Origin of the sequence: Chitinophaga pinensis (genome assembly GCF_007896845.1) — a bacterium.
Classification (GTDB): domain Bacteria; phylum Bacteroidota; class Bacteroidia; order Chitinophagales; family Chitinophagaceae; genus Chitinophaga; species Chitinophaga pinensis_C.
In genome coordinates, this window is the sequence record NZ_VOHS01000007.1 from 87,407 (window position 1) to 111,129 (window position 23,723).

The window sequence follows — 23,723 nt, forward strand, 5'->3', positions numbered from 1 at the left end:
TATATTGTGTAATCTTTCAGGTCAATGTTGCTCACTTTATGGACATACAGTCAGAACGTTCTATCAATCAACTATCAGAAAAAATGATAGAAGGCATGAAAATCGCCATCAGAAAACTTATTGAGGAAGCGGCTGTAAAAGATAGGGGACTTGTGCCAGGTGATGAATATGGTAATGTGAAAAGAGTGCCTGTGCGAGAGCCATTGAAAAAATCAGCATAATACAGATACCAACTTTTTTCAGATATACCAGAATACTTCCACACTTGAAACGACTACTCCCTTTAATCCTCGCACTATCCTCCTGTACACTTTCCCAACAGGACAAAGGCAAACTTCTTTCTGAAAAATATTGCGGCAGTTGTCACCTGCCGGTAGCTCCTGCAATGCTGGACAAGGCCACATGGACACAACATGTGTTACCCGCCATGGCGCCCAAACTGGGTATCGGTGTCTGGCAGGGTAATGGATATTATGTAAAACCCGGAAAAGGCGTTAATATCAGTATTGAGGACTGGAATGCTATCGTAGCCTATTATGAAGCATTGGCTCCCCGAAGGCTGGAAGCAGCCAAAGCACCACAACCATTGGCGGAAGATCTGAAACTGTTTGATATACAGGAAGCCGGAGCGGAAGGATCGCCGAGTGAGGTGGTGCTGACGGAGACAGGACCTGATAAAATAACGCTGGTAAAGCAGATAAAGGCCGAAACGGAGCTGGGGCTGGTAGATAGTAAGCGGCTGGTGGATGGTGTCCCAAATGTGGTTAAAAGTGGTATTACGAGGGAAGCTGCACAAGCGATAAAAGCCCGTTTAGAAGCAATAGGCGCCAAAGTGGAGATCAGGAATCTGAAGGGAATCGTAATGGCGACTACCACGATGGTGAATATCAATCCTTTTACCGGGGAGCTATATTCTTCTTCCGAGCACACTGGCAGCCTGTTCAGATGGGACTCATTGTTACATAGTCAGACCGCCATAAAACTACAATCAGCAGCAGTAGACCTCAACTGGCAGTCCGCAGATACCGGACTGTTGACCTGTATCGGGAATCTGCGGGCGGTGGATGTGGCACAAGGCATGTTGTGGGAGATACATCCTTCCAGACCAGAGGCGGAGCAGGTAAAGACGATTGGTATGGGGCTGCCTCGTCCGGTACAGAGTATTGGAGCTGACTTTAACAAAGATGGCCGTATGGACTATCTGGTATGCGGATTCGGACATGATTACGGTGGATTGTATGTGCTGCAGCAAACGGCAGAAGACGATTATAAAAAGCTGCCGGTATGGGAAGTTCCCGGAGCTATTCATTCTGTGGTAGCTGATTTCGATAAAGATGGCTGGCCGGATATTATGACCTTATTTGCTTATGCAGATGAGGGCATCTGGTTGTTCCTGAATGATCATAAGGGAGGTTTTAAACAGCAGCAATTGTTACGCTTCCCACCGGTAAACGGTTCTACCAGTTTTCAGGTAGTGGATATGAACAAGGATGGTTTGCCGGACATTTTGTATACCTCCGGTGATAACGGTGATTATTCCATGGAGCTGAAGCCATTCCATGGTGTGTATCTATACCTGAATAAAGGCGACTTCCATTTCGAAAAAGAATGGTTTTACCCGGTAAACGGATGTACAAAGGCAGTGGCTGCTGATTTTGACGGAGATGGCGATCTTGATATTGCAAGTATTGCATTCTTTGCCGATCTGAAGCATCATCCCGGAGAGAAATTTATACTTTTCAAACAGGAAAAGCCGCTGGAATTCACGCCACATACGATGCCGGAACTAAAAAAATCAGGGCGCTGGATTTGTATGGATGTGGGTGATTTTGACAAGGATGGAGACCCGGATATTGTGCTGGGAAACTACTCAAAAGGCTTCATTATTCAGGACGGTTTCAGGCCTGACTGGAATGTTAACACACCCCTTGTGTTGCTCCGAAATAATTCAAAATGAGTTTGTTATGCTTCCTCAGTTTAAAAATAGTACCCTACAGGATAGTTTTTTGCTCATTCGATTGCAGTTGTAACAAATAATTTATTATATTGCATATGCAATGTCAGGCAAAAATCTAAATCTATGCTGCTTAAACGGTACGTTTAGCCCACGTGTAGTATTTCATTTTCCCTGTAATCAGTAATGCATTTTATGAAACAATAGTTTCCGCAGAATTATTGTTGATAAAGATACTCCTGATTGAACTGATCAGGTTTTAGAATGGCGGAAGGAGAGGCACAAGGTGCCTCTCTTTTATTTACTACACCATCCATCACAGTTTTTCACTTTTTTTAATACTTAATCTGCTAACTTTAGCACTAGATAAATTAGCCCGGGTGATGGAACAAGCGTATTACCACGACAGGAATAAAACCGAAGCGTTATTATTTGATATCATTAAGCACAACAGTACGGAGCAGGCACTCGGCTGGCTACAACAGCAGCAGGAAAAACTGGGGGTACCTGTAAGCGTACAGCGTTTCAATCTTACTTTTACAGCTATCCCGCGTTTTGCCGGGAAGCAGCTGGTGCAGACGGAGCAGGCATTTATTGCATTGTCAGACGGCACGCCATTTTTCATACAGGGCTCTACGTTAGATAAAGTAGTGCGGTTGTGGTGGTTATTGCAATTGCCGGCTGATGACAAAGATGCTTATGTAAAAGTGATCGAAGGACTGTTTGATGCCGCCGATATGAATGAGCAGGCGGCACTCTATAGCGCCTTACCATTGCTGGCATGGCCGGATGCATGGGTATTCCGCACAACAGAAGGAATCCGTTCCAATATTGGTCCGGTACAGGAAGCTGTCATGTTACACAATGTTTATCCTTCCCGTCATCTGAACGAGCCGGCATGGAATCAGCTGGTAATGAAGGCGTTTTTTACTGACAAACCTATCCATCTTATTACCGGACTGGACGAGAGAGCAAATCAGTCACTGGCAGCCATTTTAACAGACTATGCCCACGAAAGATGGGCTGCCGGAAGGAAAGTACATCCTTTGTTATGGCGCCTGGTAGGGCCGTTTATAACTGCAGACAATTTCGCAGACATCCAACGTGTCTGGAATTCAGCTGTGAATGTAGAGAAAGAAGCCGCTGCTTTAGCTTGTGCTTCAAGTACATATGCACCAGCACTTGCATTGCTGGAGCAATCAGCGACACTAAAAGAAGAAATTGCCGGTAATCGCCTTACATGGGATAGCGTTGCCGCACGAATAGCATAAACGTGTATCACACCTTCAGTGTATATAATCTTAACTTGCGAAACGGAAATCTCAGCCCGCAGTAGCAGGTTGTTCATTTACAGGTCTCAAATAAATAGTAAAAGACATGTGTTGCAGTCATGAGTTAACAGGTAAAGAATTTCAACCTATTACAACATCTTCCTCCTATATGGAACGCATTAAAGGAATGCGTTTTTTTGATCCACACATACACATGACCTCCCGCACAACAGATGATTATCAGGCATTGGCGGATGCAGGTGTAGTAGCCATCATTGAACCGGCATTCTGGCTGGGACAACCACGTACGGGAGTAGATACATTCAGAGATTATTTTAACAGCCTGATCGGCTGGGAGCGTTTCCGCTCTTCACAATTTGGTATAAAGCATTATTGCACAATCGGTCTGAATTCAAAAGAAGCCAATAACGAAAGACTGGCCGAGGCTGTAATGGAAATATTACCATCCTTTATTTACAAGGAAGGCGTAGTAGGTGTTGGTGAGATCGGCTTTGACGATCAGACCGCTGCAGAAGAAAAATACTATCGCGCACAACTGGAACTGGCGAAAGAAGCAGGGCTACCTGTTCAGATACATACCCCGCACCGGGACAAGAAAAAAGGGACACAGCGTAGTATGGATATTGCGCTGGAACACGGACTGGATCCGCATATGATCATCGTTGACCACAACAACGAAGAGACTGTAAAAGAAGTACTTGACCGTGGTTTCTGGGCTGCTTTCACTATTTATCCATTTACTAAAATGGGTAATGAACGTATGGTGGAAATCGTAAAACAGTATGGTAGTGAACGCATAATGGTCAATTCTGCTGCCGATTGGGGGATCAGCGACCCATTGGCTGTACCTAAAACCGCGGCCCTCATGCACGAAAGTGGTATTGACTTGAATGATATTCATTTGGTAACTTTCGGCAATGCTGTAGCTGCTTTTGCTCAAAGTGGTCAGATGGACATGGCTGATTTTGATACCGTAAAAAATGTAGATCAAAGTCTGAAGTTTAATGGAAGTACTGTGCTGCGAGGTGGTCAGCAGCCTAGAATAGATAAACAGTCTAATATTATCAGATAAACAGTTACAAGTCGGTAATGCCAATGCCCGGTACATGTAGATTGCAGCTGCTTGCTGCATTGCTGCACGATCGGTCATTTGTATTGTCTGCTTGTTGAAAACCCGAGCCCGGTGAATTATATTATAGGCAAGTTATTAGGATATTTACGTTTAATGCGACCCGCCAACATAGTAACTGCAGTAGCAGATATATTGGCTGGCGTAGCTATTTCCGGCTTTCTGGGTTCTGAAGTATCCAGTTATCTGGATCATTTGTTGCCAGTCGTATGTATGTGCCTGGCAACAATCGGATTGTACGGTGGAGGAGTGGTATTTAACGATGTGATGGATGCTGAACTGGATAAGGTGGAACGCCCCGAGCGTCCTATCCCAAGTGGTGTGATTTCGCTGACGCAGGCCATCGTATTGGGTAGTTACCTGTTGCTGGTAGGTATATTGGCCGCTTTTACAGTCGGTCGTATCACCGGTTACCTGGCACTGGGTATTGCGTTGTCTGCACTGGTATATGACAAGTGGGGTAAACACCGCGCATGGGGCCCGATCAATATGGGACTTTGCCGCGGATTAAACCTGCTGATGGGAATCAGTATGGTTGTGTCTGCCTTAAATAAGTATTGGTGGATTGGACTGATACCTGTATTATACATCGCTGCTGTGACCGCTATTAGTCGTGGGGAAGTGCATGGTGGAAATACCCGTACTCTGCGCATCACAGCTTTCTGTTATGCACTCGTATACGGTACCATGCTGGCGTTGGCAGCAATGAACGGACATATTGTGATTGCGATACCATTTATCCTGTTATTCGCTATCATGATCAATCTGCCACTATTCAATGCCATTAAAGACCCATCTGGTCCCAATATAGGAAAGGCTGTAAAAGGAGGTATCATAGCGCTGGTCGCCATGAACGCCGCCTGGGTAGCCGCATTCTCCACGCTGCCTCACGCATTGCTCGTACTGATCCTTCTGCCATTGTCATTACTGATGGCGAGAGCGTTTGCAGTGACCTGATCTCAATCCGCTCGTCATTCGTAATTCGTCAATAGCAATTAAATTTTGTACATTAACGGCCGCTAGGACGATTATTAAACGAAACACCAGAGCGATATCCATGGAGTTTATTCAACAGACTTTTAGTGTAGATTATTCTTTTAAGGTTTTCTTTACCCGGTACCTTTTTAATCCAGCCAACGCGGAGTTCAGGAATTACCTGATTTCGCAGACTACGCCCGGACTAACCAAGAAACTGCTTTTCATTGTCGATGACGGCGTAGCAAAAGCCCATCCGGCGCTTGCAACAGAAATAACAACTTATTTACAACAGATAGAAGGTTTTAAGCTTGCAGGAGAGATTGAAATTGTGCCAGGAGGAGAATCCTGTAAAAATGACCAGGAGCTTTTTTACCGTCTGGTAGACCTGGTAGACACACAGGCCATAGATCGTCACTCTTTTGTAGTGGCTATCGGTGGTGGCGCTGTACTTGACATGGTAGGTATGGTAGCGGCAGTCTCTCACAGAGGCGTGCGCCATATCCGTATACCAACAACTGTACTGTCACAGAACGATTCAGGTGTAGGTGTGAAAAATGGTATCAACTACAAAGGAAAGAAAAACTTCCTCGGTACGTTTGCACCACCCGCAGCTGTATTCAACGACGCACATTTTCTGACTACACTGCCGGCAAGAGACTGGCTGTCCGGTATATCTGAAGCTGTAAAAGTAGCGTTGATAAAAGACGCTTCTTTCTTCGAATGGCTGGAAGAAAATGCGGCTGCTCTGGTTAATAATGACCTGACAGTCATGCAGGAACTGGTATATAGATGTGCAGCCCTGCATATGGCACATATCGGCGGCAGCGGCGATCCTTTTGAAAGCGGTTCTTCCCGTCCGCTGGACTTCGGTCACTGGAGCGCACATAAACTGGAACAACTGACTGACTTTGCTTTACGTCATGGTGAAGCAGTATCAATCGGTATTGCAGTAGATAGCGTTTACTCCTCTCTGTTAGGCTGGATCAGTACAGCAGCAGCAGAAAGGATTGTGAATCTGCTGATAAAACTACAGTTACCGGTTTATCACGAACTGCTGGAAATGAAAGATGGCAAACCATCACCTGTTGTCAAAGGATTACAGGAATTCCGGGAGCATCTGGGCGGCCGGCTGACGATCTGCCTGTTAAAGGCAATCGGTGTAGGCGCAGAAGTACACGTGATAGATGAAATGTTACTGAACGAAGCTGTACAGCATTTAAAAGTAAATCATGCAAGTATCTGATCATTCTTATTTAACCTATTGTACGAATATTCATCCCGGAGAAAACTGGAGCGCACACTTTGCACAACTCAAACAGTATGTACCCGCGGTTAAGAAAGAAGTATCACCTGATAAACCTTTTGGTATCGGTCTGCGCCTGTCTAATACAGCCAGTCTGGAGCTTAGTAAAGAAGCCGCTTTGGAGGAATTCAAAGCGTGGCTGAAAGAACAGGATTGTTATGTGTTTACCATGAATGGCTTTCCGTACGGAGGTTTTCACCATACAGTTGTAAAAGATCATGTACATACGCCCGACTGGACAAGCTCCGAGCGTGTGTTTTATACCAGCCGCTTATTCCGGCTGCTGGCATCCCTCTTACCTGAAGGAATCGAAGGTGGTATTTCCACAGCCCCGCTTTCCTATAAGTTGTGGCATGTACGCTGCGAGTCAGAAAAAGAAGCAATAATGGAAACTACTACATTGCATATACTGCAGATAGTAGAGCAGCTGGTACGTATAAAACGTAGCGGCGGTCCTTCCATGCATCTTGATGTAGAGCCGGAACCGGATGGCATGATGGAAAATACGCAGGAGTTCCTTGACTGGTACCTGCATTACCTGTTGCCTTTAGGCATTCCTTCTCTTGAAGATAAATTTGGTATGAGTGCTGAAGAAGCAGCTACTGCTATAAAAACACATGTGCAGCTGTGTTATGACGTATGTCACTTCGCACTGGTATATGAATCCGCAGAAGATGTGTTAAAGCAACTGCAGCAGCACGGACTGAAAGTCGGTAAGCTGCAGATCAGCGCTGCATTGAAAGCATTGTTGCCGGCAGAGGCAACGGCACGTGAGCAGGTGATCAATGCCTTCAGAGAGTTTAATGAACCGACTTATCTGCATCAGGTGATTGCCCGTAAAGCAGATGGTTTCCTGCATTATCCTGACCTGCCACAGGCGCTGGAAGACGCAGCTAATCCTGCGGTAAAGGAATGGCGTTCACATTTCCATGTACCGGTGTTCGTTGATAGTTACGGTGTATTGTCATCTACCCGGTCAGATATAGAGAATGTATTACAATTACAACGGAAACAACCATTTACACAACACCTGGAAGTTGAAACGTATACATGGGATGTATTACCGGCTGAACTGAAATTACCCATGGACAGGTCCGTATCAAGGGAACTGCTCTGGGTATTGCAGCAGTTGGAATTACCAGCCCTGTAATATAGTTTTGAACCCATATCCTAATGGCGCCACATGAAAAAAACAGTAGTAATTGACGTAGTAGGTTTATCCTCCTCCCTCATAGGTGCACACACGCCCTTCCTGCAGGAATATGTGAAGAAACAGCATTTATCCACCATTAAGCCAATGGTACCGGCTGTTACTACAGCCGTACAAAGTACTTATGTAACCGGACAATGGCCGGCAGAACACGGTATTGTCGGCAATGGATGGTATGACAGGCAGGACAGTGAGGTGAAATTCTGGAAGCAATCCAACAAATTGGTGGAAGCTCCCAAAATCTGGGATAAAGCCAAACGTCTCGATCCTTCCTTTACCTGCTCAAAGATGTTCTGGTGGTATAACATGTATTCTACCGCCGATTATTCCGTCACTCCCCGTCCGCAATATTTGTCAGACGGCCGTAAGGCGCCCGACTGTTATGCACACCCTGCCTCCCTGCGCGATCATCTGCAGAAGGAGCTGGGTACTTTCCCCTTATTCCAGTTCTGGGGACCGGGTGCTAACATCCGCTCTACCCAATGGATCGCAGATGCTTCTATCGTAACAGATAACCTGTATGATCCGACTCTGACACTGATCTATCTGCCTCACCTGGATTACTGTCTGCAGAAATTCGGTCAGGATTTCTCCCGTATCAGTAAAGAGCTGGGTGAAGTCGATACGGTGTGTAAGCAGCTGGTTGAGTTTTATGAGAAAAAAGGTAGTGAAGTCATCATCCTTTCGGAGTATGGTATCACGAATGTGAATAACCCTATCCACCTGAACCGTCGTTTCCGTGAGGAAGGACTGATCGCGGTGAGAGAGGAAAGAGGACTGGAACTGCTGGATCCGGGTGCGTCCAAAGCATTTGTAGTGGCAGACCACCAGATAGCACACGTATATATAAATGATCCATCTGTGTACAAGAAAGTACGCAGCATCGTCGAAAACACACCGGGTGTAGAACTGGTACTGGACAGGGAAGGCAAACGCCAGCATAAAATGCATCATAGCCGTAGTGGCGAATTTGTGCTGGTGGCCGACGCCAAAAGCTGGTTCACATACTACTACTGGCTGGACGACGCAAAAGCACCTGATTTCGCACGACTGGTAGATATCCACCGTAAACCCGGTTATGATCCTGTGGAAATGTTCATGAATCCCGCAGATCCGTTCATCAAACTGAAGGCTGGATTTAAGTTACTGAAGAAAAAACTGGGCTTCCGTTATCTCATGAATGTGATACCACTGGATGCCACCCTCATAAAAGGCTCTCATGGGCGTATTTCTGAAGATAAGTCCTTCCACCCTGTACTGATATCCAATCAGGTAAGTGAGGGGCAGGAATTGGCTGCTACGGATGTTTATGGGGTGATATGGAAGTCACTGACCAGAAATTAAACATTGATTTTTTCCATGTGAATAAGAAAAGAGTCGCTTCGGCCCAACGGAGCGACTCTTTTTATTGCTGACTATCTGATCTGAAGGCAGATCTTTGCTACCAATTCCTGATTCTCTCGTATATACGAAAAACGTACCCCATGAAACAATTCCTTTTTCTCCTCCTGCTGACTGCTACGCTCGCTGCCAATGCACAGGATAGCTCCTTCTTACGCACTTTCAATAAAGAACGCATCAATAACACCAAAACAGCAATGCTGGTATTGGGAAGCTGGGGAACAGCCAACCTCGCTGCCGGTCTGATTGGCAACAGTACCGCTCATGGTGAAGCGAAATATTTTCACCAGATGAATGCCATCTGGGGAGTAGTCAATCTTGGGATTGCTACTGCCAGTTATCTGGGTAACCGCAGACTGGATCCCGGTAAGTATAACTGGCAGGGAAGTATAAACGAACAACATAAAATTGAAAAGATATTTATGGTGAATGGCGCGCTGGACCTGGCGTACATGGCCGGCGGATTGTATATGCGGGAGCATGGAAAGACCAAACTGTACGGAACAGGACATGACCGCTGGAAGGGATATGGCAATTCACTCATTTTTCAGGGGGCGTTCCTGTTATTGTTTGACGGAGTGAATTTCATGGTGCATCATGGTCATGGTAAAGGACTGTTTCAGCATTTTAACGAACTGCAGTTGACAGTAGCTCCCGGAGGTATCGGTATGGTGTATCAATGGTAAAAAAGTCTGATCTGAGCTTTTTATAGTGATTTTATTCAAATCATAGATTTAGTAGGCTAAATAGGTTATAGCCCCGTCCGGGCCGCTGCTGTCAAAATTATTACTTATGGTTATCCTCTATAACTTTTAGTAATGACCTGCCGCTATCTGAAATTTTGTTCAACCCGCAACAGCACTGTACTTTTGGGTTGTCCTTCCACTTAAAACATCGATGTAACAGAAAAGGATACCTGTAATTTCACTCTTACCAACCATCATTAGTTAAGCCAGCTTCGCCTTTACACCAGGCCTGTTTGCTGAAGGAAGTTTTATGTTCACATTATTACAACAGACCGATTATCTGGTCGTTTTGGTTATTGGGCTTATCGTAGGCTACCTGTCCGGTTTATTGGGCAAAGGAGGTAGCGCAATCAGTACGCCAGCCCTGCAGATTTTTGCAGGTATCAATCCATTTTATGCATTGGCATCACCGTTACCGGCAGCGATCACCAGCACAATATCAGCTACAACTGTTTACAGCCGTCAAAAATTATTCAACCGTAAAGTAATACTGACAGGTGCATTGTTCGGTGTGCCTGCAACACTCGCAGGTTCTTTTCTGAGCAAATTTCTGCCGGGTAAAACATTAATGATACTGACTGCATTGTTCATTGTATCTATCGGTGGTTCTCTGTTATTTTCATTCCTTAGAAAGAAGAATGTAGAAGAAACGCCTGTTGTTGAAGATGCGGCAGAAGGAAATCAGAAGATGATTGTGCTGGCTTCACTGGGTATTGGATTATTATCCGGTTTGCTGGCGAATGCCGGTGGTGTATTATTCAGTTCTTTCTTCATCAAGAAACTGCATATGCCCATCAAACAGGCACTTGCCTGTTCTATCGTATTATCAGCATTGCTATCCATACCCGGCGCACTGGCCCACTGGTGGCTGGGACATATCGACTGGAATATCGCACTGGTATTGTCGCTGACTGCCATACCTTCTTCTTATCTGGGCGCTAAAACCGCCGTAAAGATGAAGTCTCCCTTACTGGAAAAATTGTTCGCATGTACGCTGATCTTATTCGGTGTATATGATATTATTTATACCGTGTGTAAGTAAACAAGGCTTGCGCAATGCGCACTTTTATGATTTTATTTTAGTGTTAGGATGTCATGACTATTCCATTGCCTGCTGAGCAATGTTAAAAGAAAAAAAGACCGTCTCAGATAATGAGCGGTCTTTTTTATTCACTGCCCCCAGACGGACAGTCATTGTACCGAAACCGGACAGATAATAATTACTATTCAATCATATTTTATTATTTTCCATTATTATATAATATGGCATTGAACTAGATAATAAGATGTTCAAAGTTCCTCTATGCTGCATAGTTACCTGAAAACTGCCTTCCGAAATCTACTGCGTAACAAACGCCATTTCCTCGTGAATATCACTGGTCTGCTGGTCGGTTTTGGTGCCTTTCTGCTTATTTCTATCGTTGTACAGTATGTAAAGGAGTATGATAACTTTCATACAAAGAAAGACAGGATCTATCGGCTTGTAAGGGCCGATCTGAGTGGAAATGGTTTTGGTACGGGGGCACCATTCCCTTTCGCAGAAGGATTACGGACAGATTATCCGCAACTGGAAAAGGTAGCAGGTATCTACGGAGATAAAAATGTACAGGTAATTATACCGGGCAAGGATGATGTGGCGGTCAAGAAATTCAGCGAAGCAACAGGTGTCTTTTTTGCAGAGCCTTCCTTCTTTGAAATGTTTGATTTTAAGATGCTCGCCGGTAATGCAGTCACGGGTATACAGGAACAAAATACCGCATTGCTGTCAAGAGAGGTGGCCAACAGGTACTTTGGTGACTGGCAGCAGGCGACCGGTAAAATGATCCGCGCATATGGACGATATATCCGGATCACCGGTGTGATGGAAAACCCACCGGATAATACCGATTTTGCTTTAGGTATAGTGATATCCTATGCTACATTGAAACCAATGGGGGTGGGGATGAATGACTGGGTAGGTATTTCTAACAACTATGTTATGGTAATGGCCAAAGAGGGCTATACCGCCGATCAGCTGAGCAGCCTCCTGCCGGGTTTTATCGCGAAACATATTCCTCCTTCACATGCCGGATATAAGCTATTACTACAACCCCTGAAAGACATACATACAGATAAACGTTTTGAAACCTTCAGCGGCCGCGTTTTCAGCAAAGAGCTGATCAACGCACTACACCTGACAGGTATATTTCTGCTGATAATCGCCTGTGTCAATTTCGTCAATTTATCTACCGCCAATGCCATTAACCGGGCACGCGAAGTAGGGGTACGAAAAGTGTTGGGCAGTAACAGACAACAACTGTTGCTGCAGTTCCTTGGAGAGACCGGCTTATCCTGCCTCCTTGCCATGACCGGCGCATTGATACTGGCGATCGCATTACTGCCGGCATTAAATAAATTGTTAGAGATGAAAATCTCCTTATCTGTATTACCTGTCATTCCGGCTGTTTTATTTATCCTGTTTTTATGGGCTATTGTGACCGTATCAGCCGGGTTTTATCCGGCATTGGTACTATCGGGCTTTAATCCGATGAACGCGCTTAAAAGCCGTTTAAATGCAGAAAATCCACGGGGACTACACCTGCGGAGAGGGTTGGTAACATTCCAGTTTGTCATTGCACAGATACTCATTATCGGTACGTTGATCGTGATTGCACAAACCAACTATTTCCGCAATGCCGATATGGGCTTTAACAAAGAGGCCATAATCACAGCAGAATTTCCGCATGATAGTGTCAGCCGCTCCAGATTCGATTACTTGCGGGATGAGTTGATGCGTCAACAAGGTGTCAGAGATGTGAGTTTTAGTCTGTTTGCGCCTGCCGGAGAAGATTTCTGGGCAACAGATTTTAAGTTGGGCAGCAATCATACGGATAAAGCAGACCTGATTGTGAACATGAAACCCGCAGATACTAACTACTTCAATATTTATAAGATGCAGTTGCTCGCAGGCAGGGTTTACTATGATGCAGATACAGTAAGAGAATTTGTAGTGAATGAAACCCTTGTGAAGAAAGCCGGTTTTGCCAGTCCGGAAGCCGCCATCGGACAACCCATTACCGTCATGAATAAAACCTTACCGATTGTAGGCGTAGTAAAGGATTTTCATGTGAAGTCCTTACGTGATCCTATCGATCCTGTTGTGATGACAACTGTAAAGCGTATTTACAAAACAGCGAATATCAGGATTGAACCCGGTAAGGCAAAAACAACAATCGCCGCTCTTGAAACATTGTGGAACAAATACTATCCCGATTACATTTTTAAATACAGTTTTATGGACCAGACGCTGGCCGGCTATTATAAACAGGAAAACCAGTTAGCGCAACTGTTTAAGATCTTCGCTGGCATTGCTATTTTCATCTCCTGTCTGGGATTATATGGTTTGATCTCTTTTATGGCATTGCGCCGCAAAAAAGAGATAGGCATCAGAAAAGTATTGGGTGCAGATGTGCTTACGATTGTGATGTTGATGTCAAGAGAGTTTACTTTGCTGATTACACTAGCTTTTGTTATTGCAACGCCGCTGGCGTGGTATTTTATGAATGACTGGTTGCAGCAGTTTAGTTTCCGGATGGAGATCGGTGCAGGCGTTTTTGTAATCACTTTACTGTTCTCCCTTGTTATTGCATGGCTGACAGTAGGTCATTCTGCGATAAAGGCTGCTCTGGCTGATCCGGTGAAGAGTTTACGAACTGAATAACAGGTACATCCTTTTCATAAAACGGGAAGAGAGGTGACAGCAGTGCTATCGCCTCTCTTCCTTTATTATCTTTCTTAGGCGCTGCCAGGCGCTATACGCAGAACTTCGGGTCTATCAACAGCACCAATGCATCACCTGAAAACTATACTCTTTCTTTGAGTATTTGTGCCCGCTCTTCCGGAGGAAGAGTGCTCACCACAAGATCATACGCATTCTGTAACAATGACTGCAATAAAGGGACTGGTAAGGTGTCAAGGGCTTTGATCTGTACCCAGTGATAACGTGCCAGATAAGGCGCAGGCACGATGTCAGGTTGTGAGATCAGACGGTGAAAATCCTCCAGCCGGCATTTTAAAGAAATCTGATGCGGAGCAGATTTGCTGATCATGCAAAAGAGCTTTTCTCCCACAGAGAACCGCAGATCTTCGTCCCATTTCTCTTCCTGTGTTACGGCAGGAAATGCGAGACAGTAATTAAGGGTCATGTCAAACATAATACTGGCAGCTTAAAAGTTTAAAAAATCGTTGAGTGGAAAATATAAAAGCTCAATCGAAAAAAAGAAACAACAAGTAATGGTAAAAGGTTTGTTGAGTTGTCTTCTTACTCCAGCTATTTGCCAGACATGAGGTCTGTTCCGGATATGTTGTCTTATTAGTTGTGTACAGCTGATTAGTAACCAACCTAGAACCTTTAAAGGTTTCCCTGACTCTAAATAATATTCCCACTATAAATTTAAGTATCTTTTCCCAAAGCAGAATGTATATTTTTTGTTAATAACTGATTCAGACAAGTCTATAAATGAGTAGTCCACAGGTCATAAGCACCAAAATGCTCATAGTTTAAAAAACTACTATAAGTTAGTGATTATCACCTATGGACTATATTATCGCAGGCTCCTGGATTACTTGAATCTTCTGGCCATTTTTTCCTCGAGTACGCTTAACGGCACACAGCCATCTTTTAACAATTCATCATGAAAGTCTTTAATACTAAAACCAGTAGTCTGACTGTAATTGTTGCGTAATTCCCTGATCTTCAGTTCGCCGATTTTATACGACAATGCCTGACCCGGTATTGCCATATATCTTTCAATCTCTGCCACTGCATCCTGTTCATTCAATGGTTCATTTTCCATCATGTATTTAATCGCCTGTTCACGGGTCCATCCTTTTGCATGCAAACCCACATCCACTACAAGGCGGATAGCACGGTGTATCTCATCGGACAAGTGACCAAAATAACTGTAAGGATTGGTATAAAGCCCCAGTTCTTTGCCTAAACCTTCGCAATACAGCGCATATCCTTCACCATAAGAACCGATCCAGGTAAAGCGACGGAATTTGGGCAGGGAGTCATTCTCCTGCTGGATGGAAGTCTGGAAATGGTGCCCCGGAATGGCTTCATGCAGGAAGAGGCATTCCATACCGGTATAGTTGAATGTTTTAGCCTCCAGAATGGGTACATAGAAAACTCCCGGACGGCTGCCATCAGCAGCGCCTGGCATATATTCCGCACTGGCAGAAGCGGCACGGAATGCTTCCGTCTGACGCACTTCAAATTTGGTTTTAGGCAGATGACCATACATTTCTTTTACAGACGGCATGATCTTCTGTTCTATTCCTCTGAATGTATCCAATATCTGAGAAGGAGTAGTGAATATCTTAAACTGTTTATCTGTACGGATGAAGTTGAAAAAGGCCGGCAGATCACCAGTAAAACCAGTGCTGTTTTTCACTGAATCCATCTCCCTTCTGATACGCGCCACTTCACGTTCACCGGTTGCAAAGATCTCATCAGGTGTAAGGTCGGTAGTGGTCCAGTATCTGATCAGATAACCATACCAGTCTTTACCTTGCGGTAAAGCATCGATGCCACTGGAAGTACGGGTTCTGGGGATGTATTCTTTGACGAAGAATTCATGTAATCTGCTGTAAGCAGGTAACGCATACTGTTCTATCGCTGCGGTATAGGCTGTACGAAGCGAACGCTGTTCCGCAGTATCAAGATCTGCAGGAAGCAGTCGTAACGGTGTATAGAATACGTTGGTAGTATCTTTCTTTGAAAGGTCAGCCAGCTGAGGAACGACCTTCACTGCCAATGCCTTTGGTATAACATATCCAAGAGACATACCACGACGCATGTTTGCTATTGCTGTATCACTCCATTCGGCAAAGCTTTTCATTCGTTGAATGAACTTTTCATAATCTGCTTTGTTCTTAAACGGCTGTGCGCTTGTACCGGAACCGAATTGTGGTAGGGTAAGTGTAAGTCCCCAGAACTGCTGAATGGGCATCAGGTTGTCCGGATAGCGGAGACCTTCCTTACCTATGGACACTTCTCTCTGCAGCATGGAGTAGCTGATAAGGTCGTTTTCATTCAGCGCAGCTGTATCTACACTTTGCAAGGCTGTCTGATAATGTGTGTAAAAGCTATCCAGTCTGGAACGGAAACGATCGCTGATATCGATCTGCAGGAGGCCATCAAACTGGTGTTCTCCGTTCATGGTAGCCTCCATGGGGAAAAACTCCATCTTTTCATCATAATAGTGCTGAACAAGCTGGTGGAGGGAATCCGTAGTACTGGTGCCTGTTCCGGGCTTTTTGTCTGGTCCTGAGCAGGCAGCAGCAAACACTGTTAAAGCCAGCAGGAGGGCGTGATTTTTCTTGGGCATGTTGAACGATTAGATGTTGTTGAGATATGTGCGGCATAGCAGGTCAGCTATACATAAAACGCTTCAGGATAGAATAAACATAAAAAAAACACTCCGAAGAATCGGAATGTTTTATATAGAACAGTGAACAATGAAAACTCTTTCATCGGTTGATAATGCCGTTATTATAAGCATATAGTAAAGGCAAGTAATTGATTCCGTGCTAGATCTGCTGCACAAAGCCTGGGACGCGGAACCGTTTTCTATCAACCCGTTTAACTGGTTAGCCCAGCAAACGAATGCAAAATTAGTTTAATTAACAAAGTGAAACTGTTAACCTATCTTAAATTTTTGATTTTTATGCTACGAAATGACACTGTATTGCCGTGGTCCTGCAATAAGATGTGTCCCTCTGGCCATAGTCCAAAGTTATTCCAATTTTTGTACTTACTGATCGCAACCAGGTCTTTAAATTCTTTGGAACCCCTTTCGTACTCTAACATTTTGAAGCCATTCAACCAATGTTCAACATGATTGTTGGGAAATACAATTATACGCCCTTTATTCCATTCTCCAATCTTCTTTATAGCGGCTTTATTCAAATCCGTATTTTTACGGGTCATCAGGTCGTACAGGGAGGACAAAGTCCTGTTTCCATCGCGGCCAAGCTTGGCATCCGGATGACGCTCGTCATCAAGTACCTGGTACTCAAGACCAATAGCTGATTTCCCCTTGGTATCATAGTCTTCCTTTACAAAGTATTTTACCCCGCTGTTAGCGCCTTCACTGAGTTTGAAGTCAAATTCCAGTTCAAATGCACCGTATTCTTTGGTCGTAACGATATCTCCGCCGGAACCCATTTCGTCGCCATTGGACTGATGGATCGTAAGCTCACCGTTTTCCAGTGACCAGCCGGTAGCAGGAAACTTATCCTGATTCACCCTGCGCCAGCCCTCAGAAGTTTTACCATCCCAAAGCAGTGTAAAGCCATTCTTCTTTTCCTGTGGAGAAACATTGTTTGGCTGGTTATTTACAACAAATATCTTGTCGTAAGGAGAGTATTGGGAAGGGGCCGGATTCTCCATGATGCGGATATTGCGCCAGTGAATCTGTTTACCCTTGTCGTCTTCTTTATAGATCTGATGTACCTGTAATGCGATGAAACCTTTCAGGGTCATATCATCGATCAGGTGAGCACATGGTACACCGTTCACCCAGGTGCGGATCTCCGCGCCACGGCACTCGATACGATACTTGTTCCAGCCTTCTTTTTTGAATGCAGGTTTCGCTGCCTCATTCAGCTCCAGTGGATATAACCAACCACGACGGGCTTCGTCATAAATACCACCGCTCCACGCGCGGTCACTCGGATCCACCTCCATCTGATAGCCATGTACACGGCCATTGTTGTAGTCAGGTTTGCTCTCGCTACGGAACTGTATACCATAGTTCATAGCAGCATCCAGCTTTAATTCCAGTTCGAGGATAAAATCGCCGTAGTCTTTTTCAGTTGCGAGGAAGGAATTCGGGCTGCCGGCTACTGACGTACCGGTAATCATCCCGTTTTTTGCATCATAGATGGCAGTGCCGTTTACTTCTTTCCAGCCATCCAGATTCTTGCCATTGAAGAGATTATGCCATTCTGCCTTCTTCTGGGCCATAGCGAAGCTGCTTATGAGCATGGCGCTGCATACTAATAACGTGTTTTTCATAACCATAGACCTAAAGTACTCTTAAAAGTAATTAATGATAATTATTTATTCAACCGATTGCACGTTTTTTATGATAAGCGGTATTATTTGATGTTGATTTTATGCAATCGTTTGCAATTTATAACTAATCTACTTAACTTGTATTACCCCATTACCTGAAAAAAGCGTTAGAAAAACCTTGAAGAAAACCTAAGTGATTGCTTTTCAGGGATGTGTATTCTGTTACAAAATTAAAATTCTACGTATGAAGAACACGTTATCGAAAGTAGGAGCCATCCTGCTATGCCTGCTATTGTGGGGCACATTTATCAGCGCACAGTCCGTCCCCATAAGCGGCAAAGTGACTGGTCCGGATGGAAACCCGATCATTGGCGCTTCAGTCGCCATCAAAGGACAAAAAAAGGGTACCGTTACAGATGTAATGGGCGCATACAAACTTCAGGCGCCCGGTACAGCCACATTAATTATTTCTTTTATCGGTTATCTGCCACAGGAAGTACCTGTCAATAACAGAAGCGAAGTCAACGTAAAACTCGAAGAAGACCAGAAGAAACTCGACGAGGTTGTTGTAGTCGGTTATGGTCAGCAAAAGAAAAAAGACGTTACCGGTTCCATTTCCTCCATTAACAGTAAAGCGATTATGGAAGTGCCTGTTACAAATGCCCAACAGGCCCTGCAGGGAAGAACGCCCGGTATCGATGTATTAAATAATAGTAACAAACCGGGCGATGAACCCAGGGTCAGAGTAAGGGGTACCCGTTCCCTGTCAGCAGGTAATGATCCGCTCTATGTCGTAGACGGTATCCCTTTCGCGGGTAATCTGAATGATATCAATCCACAGGACATCGCTTCCATGGATGTATTAAAAGATGCCTCTGCTACCGCTATCTACGGTTCCCGTGGTGCAAATGGCGTCGTACTGGTCAGCACCCGTAAAGGCAAAATAAGTGCTCCGCAGGTGACCTACAGCGGTATGTATGGTATCGTTAATACCCTCGGTAAAACAGATATGATGGACAGTCAGCAGTACCTCGCCATGAAACGTGAAGCGAACCGTGCTGCTGGTTTATATGACGACAATAACCCGGATGCCTCCGACGCTAAAATATTCACCGCTACAGAGATCGCCAATATCAAAAAAGGTGTAAACACTGACTGGCAGTCCCTCATGCTAAGTCAGGGCTGGCAAACACGTCATGCACTCGGCGTAAGTGGTGGAACAGAAACTACTAAATATGCCGTAACCGGTGGTTACTTCAAAGATGAAGGTGTACTGAAACTACAGAGCTATGAGCGTTACAACTTACATATTGCAGTAGACCAGATGATTGGCAAACGTATCCAGATCGGAGCCTCCTCACTGGCTACCTACAGCATGCGTAAAGGTGGTACCTACAATGGCATGAGCGCCTCTCTTAAAATGCTGCCGATAGCTGATCCTTATGATGCCTCTGGTAAACTGATCACCTACCCTACCGCCGATAACCAGCAACCTAATGCATTGTTGGATTATGAAGATGGTAACCGGGTGGAAAGACTCAGTCATATCCGCTTCTTTAACAGCCTGTATGGAGAAGTATCACTGTTCGACGGACTGAAATACCGGCTGAATGTTGGTACCGACGTAATGCAGAATAACTATGGTCTCTTTCAGGGTAAAAAGAATACCGACCTGCTCATTGGTGGTGGTGATGCTACCGCAACCAAACAAGGCCAGTTTGTATGGGCATATACCGTGGAAAATCTCCTGAACTATAACAAGACCTTTAAGAAACACGCACTGAACGTTACTGCTTTATATAGCGTACAACGTCAGCGCGAAGATACTTCTACCGCTTCCGTAAGAGGTATTCCGGTGGAATGGCAGGAATATTATAACCTCGGACAGGCAGCAAACGTAACCGGTATCGGTAGTCAGCTGGGCACATGGACCATCCTCTCTTATATGGGCCGCGTGAACTATGGTTATGATGACCGTTATCTCGTTACACTGACCTTACGTGCGGACGGATCCTCCCGCTTTGCTCCCGGACACAAATGGGGCTACTTCCCATCTGTCGCATTAGGCTGGAATGTGAGCAGCGAAGACTTTATGAAAAGCGTATCATGGGTCGAAAACCTGAAAGTACGTGGTAGCTACGGTCGTATCGGTAACACAGGTATACCGCCCTATGCAACACAAGGGTTGCTCGGACGTTCTCCTTATTCCTTCGGTAATAAAGGTGTCACCGGTTTCTCTCCGATCTTGCTGCGTAACCCGAACCTGACATGGGAAACAACTGCCTCTACCAATATAGGTATAGACTTCAGTATTCTTAAAGGGCGTATCAGTGGTAACGTCGATGTCTACAAACAGAAAACAACTGACCTGTTGCTTCAGCGTTTCCTGCCCTTCAGTAATGGCGTAGACTACGTACTGGAAAACACAGGTGTTACACAGAATAAAGGTATCGAGATTGGCTTATCCACCGTGAATCTGGAAACTAAAAGTGGCTTCTCCTGGACCATGGATGTCAACTTCTACATGAACCGTGAAAAGATCCTCGCTTTAGGTGAAGGCAAAACACAGGATATCGGTAACGGCTGGTTTGTAGGTAGTCCGACTTATGTATACTACGATTATAAAAAAGTAGGCATCTGGCAGGATGAAGCAGCCGCACAGGTATATAAACAACATCAGGGGGAAATACAGCTGGCGGACCTGAACGGAGACAAAAAGCTGGATGATAAAGATCGTACAATACTGGGTGCTCCGCAGCCCAAATGGTCAGGTGGTATGACACAGCGTGTTGCCTATAAAGGATTTGATCTGTCCGTTGTTGCGTTTGCCCGTATGGGAAGTACCGTAAAGAGTGATTTCTATTCTACGTTCAATACCCTCTTCGGCCGATATAATAACCTCGATGTTGACTACTGGACGCCAACCAATCATACCAATGCATTCCCTCGTCCGAATGCCAATCAGGAACGTCCAAACAACTACAACACCCTGAGTTATTTCGATGGATCTTTCTTCAAGATCCGCAATATCACACTCGGCTATTCCATGCCGAAAAGCATCATGAAACGCTGGCAGATGGAAGCCTTACGTTTCTCTGTTGATGTAAAACAACCATTGATTCTTGCACCTTACAGACAGAAATATAAAGGTATCGACCCGGAAGATGTGAACGTGATTGGTGTAGATGCTCCGGCTACATGGATGTTACAGTTTGGTGTCAATGCTACTTTTTAATGCAATAAAAAAATAGTTATGAAAAATATATGCTGGTACCTGTTTGTATGCGCGTGCATCGTAACAGGATGCAACAAAATGCTGGATGAAGATGTGGTATCTTCCGTAACAGATGATTTCTATAATACCCCCGGAGGGTTTACTACAGCAGTCAATGGTAGTTATGCCGCTTTGCGTAGTTTCTATAGTACAGAAAGAGGAATGACGGTAACCGTATTTGGTACAGATACTTATACCAATGGTTCTGATGGTGATTTCAAATTCACCAACCAATACACTTCACAACTCGATGGTCGTTACGCACACCTGAGAGAAATATGGAACGCTTTTTATCAGTCTATCAACACCGCCAATGCAGTCGTTAGCAGAGCAGATCAGGTACCGGAACTGGATAGTATATCCAAGCGTTCCGGCATAGCACAGGCTCGTTTTTGCCGCGCGAATTATTATTTCATTCTGTTGCAGATGTTTGGTGCTGTACCATTACGTCTGACCGAAAATACGCAGATCGTAACAGAAGCACATCGCGATCCTGTTCCGGATATCTACAACGCAATTATTGAAGATTTAAATTATGCTGCACAGTCATTGCCGGTTACGCAATCTGAATGGGGCCGTGCTACGAAACCTGCAGCAGAGCATCTGCTGGCAAGAGTATATCTGACGCGTGCCACCTCCGAAGCAAAAGGTACACACGACTATGACAGTGCTGCCACCTATGCAACAAAAGTGATCAACAATTATGGTTTGTCGTTATTGCCTGACGTCGGACAGGTATGGGCACAGGGTAAAGAGAATAACGCAGAAACTATCTGGGCCGTACAGTATACCAATGACGCTCTGTATAACTCAGGCGATAACAATGCCTGCCGGTTTTTCCTGATGCAATACGATGTATTGGGAGGGATGAAACGTGATCTGGCGAATGGTACTCCCTGGAAGCGTTTCCGCCCTACGAAATTCCTGTTGGATACACTATATGCTGACAGAGTGAATGACGCCCGTTACGATAAATTTTATACTGTCGTATGGTTTGCCAATGCCGGTAGTGCGAAGCTGAAAGTAGGCGATACTTCCGTATACATGCCGGGACGTGATGTATCTGATGCAGTGATTGCCAGCAAGAATTATCAGCTGGTACCACCACGCAATTATACAGAAAGACTGTATCCTTCACTGAATAAATTTGCCGATGCATTGCGTCCGGATAATCAGGCTTCAGGCGTCCGCCCGTTTATTGCGTACCGTCTTGCAGAAGATTACCTGATCGCAGCAGAAGCATACATGTATAAAAATGAAAAAGCAACAGCGGTAACTTATCTGAATACGTTACGCATGCGTTCAGCAGCTGTTGGTGCTACAGCGGAAGAAACCAATGCACACAAAGAAGCCATGAAGATCTCAGAAGCGCAATTAGATATAGACTTCATTCTGGATGAACGCGGACGGGAACTCGTGGGTGAACAGTTGCAATGGTTTGACCTGAAACGTACCAACAAACTGCTGGAACGCGTGCGCCTGCACAATCCGCAGGGTGGACCGAATATCGAACCGAAACATTTACTGCGTCCTATTCCGCAGGACCAGATCGACAGAACGAGCAATGAGTTCCCACAGAATCCAGGTTACTGATATCTGTTATGAACGGCTCTTTCTTCGTGCATAGTTTCGTACAACCCGCCTGACAGCTTACGGGTTAACTACAAAAAGACGCAAAACGATCCCTCATAAATAATCGTTACTCCGGTAGTATATACTTAATACTACCGGAGTATTTTTTTTGTTAACTTTAGACACTTCACCCTAAAAATCCCCACACATGGCACAACAAAAGATTCTCTTTCTGACAGGAGACTATGCAGAAGATTATGAAACAATGGTACCATTTCAGATGATGCAGATGGTCGGACACATTGTGCATGCGGTATGTCCTGATAAATCAGCAGGCGATAAGATCATTACAGCGATTCATGATTTTGAAGGAGATCAGACCTACAGTGAGAAACGTGGGCACCACTTTGTGCTGAATGCCTCTTTTTCAGATGTACAGGTGGCCAATTATGATGCATTGATGATAGCAGGAGGCAGGGCGCCTGAATACCTGCGTCTGAATGCAAAGGTGATCGATATCGTTAAACAGTTTGTTGCAGCCGATAAACCTATTGCCGCTGTTTGTCATGGTATTCAGATCCTGACCGCAGCAGATGTGGTGCGTGGTAAAAAACTGACAGCTTACCCCGCTGTTGCGCCGGAAGTGACAATGGCCGGAGGTACTTATGCTGCTGTCAATATAGATGAAGCAGTGACCGATGGGAATCTCGTAACAGCTCCGGCATGGCCGGCACATCCGCAGTGGATAGCAGCTTTCCTGAAGGTGCTGGGGACGAAAATCGAGTTATAAGACCAGAAAAGA

At 44.9% G+C, this 23,723-nt stretch carries 17 protein-coding genes; 14 read left to right on the plus strand and 3 right to left on the minus strand.

Features of this window, described 5'->3' with window-relative positions:
- Positions 1 to 38 precede the first annotated feature (38 nt).
- From FEF09_RS09410 to FEF09_RS09460, 11 genes are all read left to right on the plus strand, one after another.
- Positions 39 to 221, plus strand: a complete 183-nt coding sequence (locus tag FEF09_RS09410) for a hypothetical protein (protein ID WP_146304873.1) — start codon at positions 39 to 41, stop codon at positions 219 to 221.
- A 44-nt stretch (positions 222 to 265) separates the two neighbouring features.
- The gene (locus FEF09_RS09415; protein ID WP_146304874.1) at positions 266 to 1,957 is read left to right on the plus strand and encodes a ribosomal protein L7/L12; all 1,692 of its coding nucleotides are present in this window, start codon (positions 266 to 268) and stop codon (positions 1,955 to 1,957) included.
- 380 nt (positions 1,958 to 2,337) lie between these two features.
- Entirely contained in the window at positions 2,338 to 3,225 is an 888-nt protein-coding gene (locus FEF09_RS09420) for an EboA domain-containing protein (RefSeq protein ID WP_146305007.1), read from the plus strand.
- A 169-nt stretch (positions 3,226 to 3,394) separates the two neighbouring features.
- Positions 3,395 to 4,318: a TatD family hydrolase gene (locus FEF09_RS09425; protein WP_245552067.1), complete on the plus strand. Its 924-nt coding sequence runs from the start codon at positions 3,395 to 3,397 to the stop codon at positions 4,316 to 4,318.
- 153 nt (positions 4,319 to 4,471) lie between these two features.
- The gene (eboC, locus tag FEF09_RS09430) at positions 4,472 to 5,332 is read left to right on the plus strand and encodes a UbiA-like protein EboC (protein WP_146304875.1); all 861 of its coding nucleotides are present in this window, start codon (positions 4,472 to 4,474) and stop codon (positions 5,330 to 5,332) included.
- A gap of 100 nt (positions 5,333 to 5,432) precedes the next feature.
- Entirely contained in the window at positions 5,433 to 6,596 is a 1,164-nt protein-coding gene (locus tag FEF09_RS09435) for a 3-dehydroquinate synthase (protein ID WP_146304876.1), read from the plus strand.
- Positions 6,583 to 7,806 carry a metabolite traffic protein EboE gene (gene eboE / locus FEF09_RS09440; RefSeq protein WP_146304877.1) on the plus strand — a complete coding sequence of 408 codons (1,224 nt, stop codon included), beginning with the start codon at positions 6,583 to 6,585 and terminating at the stop codon, positions 7,804 to 7,806. The genes FEF09_RS09435 and eboE overlap by 14 nt, the downstream gene beginning before the upstream one ends.
- 33 nt (positions 7,807 to 7,839) lie before the next feature.
- Positions 7,840 to 9,210, plus strand: coding sequence for an alkaline phosphatase family protein (locus tag FEF09_RS09445; protein ID WP_146304878.1), 1,371 nt, complete (start codon positions 7,840 to 7,842; stop codon positions 9,208 to 9,210).
- Between the two features lie 140 nt (positions 9,211 to 9,350).
- Positions 9,351 to 9,953 (plus strand): DUF6992 family protein, encoded by a 603-nt coding sequence (locus FEF09_RS09450; RefSeq protein ID WP_146304879.1) that lies wholly within the window; start codon positions 9,351 to 9,353, stop codon positions 9,951 to 9,953.
- A gap of 310 nt (positions 9,954 to 10,263) precedes the next feature.
- Positions 10,264 to 11,055, plus strand: coding sequence for a sulfite exporter TauE/SafE family protein (locus FEF09_RS09455; RefSeq protein ID WP_146304880.1), 792 nt, complete (start codon positions 10,264 to 10,266; stop codon positions 11,053 to 11,055).
- Positions 11,056 to 11,316: 261 nt separating this feature from the next.
- Complete coding sequence (locus tag FEF09_RS09460) at positions 11,317 to 13,713, plus strand: ABC transporter permease (protein WP_146304881.1); 2,397 nt, start codon at positions 11,317 to 11,319, stop codon at positions 13,711 to 13,713.
- Positions 13,714 to 13,855: 142 nt separating this feature from the next.
- Here the strand turns inward: FEF09_RS09460 and FEF09_RS09465 are convergent, their stop codons facing one another.
- From FEF09_RS09465 to FEF09_RS09475, 3 genes are all read right to left on the minus strand, one after another.
- Positions 13,856 to 14,197, minus strand: coding sequence for an MmcQ/YjbR family DNA-binding protein (locus tag FEF09_RS09465; RefSeq protein WP_222596941.1), 342 nt, complete (start codon positions 14,195 to 14,197; stop codon positions 13,856 to 13,858).
- 417 nt (positions 14,198 to 14,614) lie between these two features.
- A complete protein-coding gene (locus tag FEF09_RS09470; protein ID WP_146304883.1) occupies positions 14,615 to 16,384 on the minus strand; it encodes a DUF885 domain-containing protein in 1,770 nt (589 codons plus the stop codon).
- Between the two features lie 317 nt (positions 16,385 to 16,701).
- Positions 16,702 to 18,024, minus strand: a complete 1,323-nt coding sequence (locus FEF09_RS09475; RefSeq protein ID WP_146304884.1) for a DUF1080 domain-containing protein — start codon at positions 18,022 to 18,024, stop codon at positions 16,702 to 16,704.
- 295 nt (positions 18,025 to 18,319) lie between these two features.
- Here FEF09_RS09475 and FEF09_RS09480 point away from each other — a divergent pair, with 295 nt between their 5' ends.
- The 3 genes from FEF09_RS09480 to FEF09_RS09490 all read left to right on the plus strand — a co-directional run bounded on the left by FEF09_RS09480 (position 18,320) and on the right by FEF09_RS09490 (position 23,711).
- The gene (locus tag FEF09_RS09480; protein ID WP_146304885.1) at positions 18,320 to 21,310 is read left to right on the plus strand and encodes a SusC/RagA family TonB-linked outer membrane protein; all 2,991 of its coding nucleotides are present in this window, start codon (positions 18,320 to 18,322) and stop codon (positions 21,308 to 21,310) included.
- An 18-nt stretch (positions 21,311 to 21,328) separates the two neighbouring features.
- Positions 21,329 to 22,942 carry a RagB/SusD family nutrient uptake outer membrane protein gene (locus FEF09_RS09485; protein ID WP_146304886.1) on the plus strand — a complete coding sequence of 538 codons (1,614 nt, stop codon included), beginning with the start codon at positions 21,329 to 21,331 and terminating at the stop codon, positions 22,940 to 22,942.
- A gap of 187 nt (positions 22,943 to 23,129) precedes the next feature.
- Positions 23,130 to 23,711 carry a DJ-1/PfpI family protein gene (locus FEF09_RS09490; protein ID WP_146304887.1) on the plus strand — a complete coding sequence of 194 codons (582 nt, stop codon included), beginning with the start codon at positions 23,130 to 23,132 and terminating at the stop codon, positions 23,709 to 23,711.
- Positions 23,712 to 23,723 lie beyond the last annotated feature (12 nt).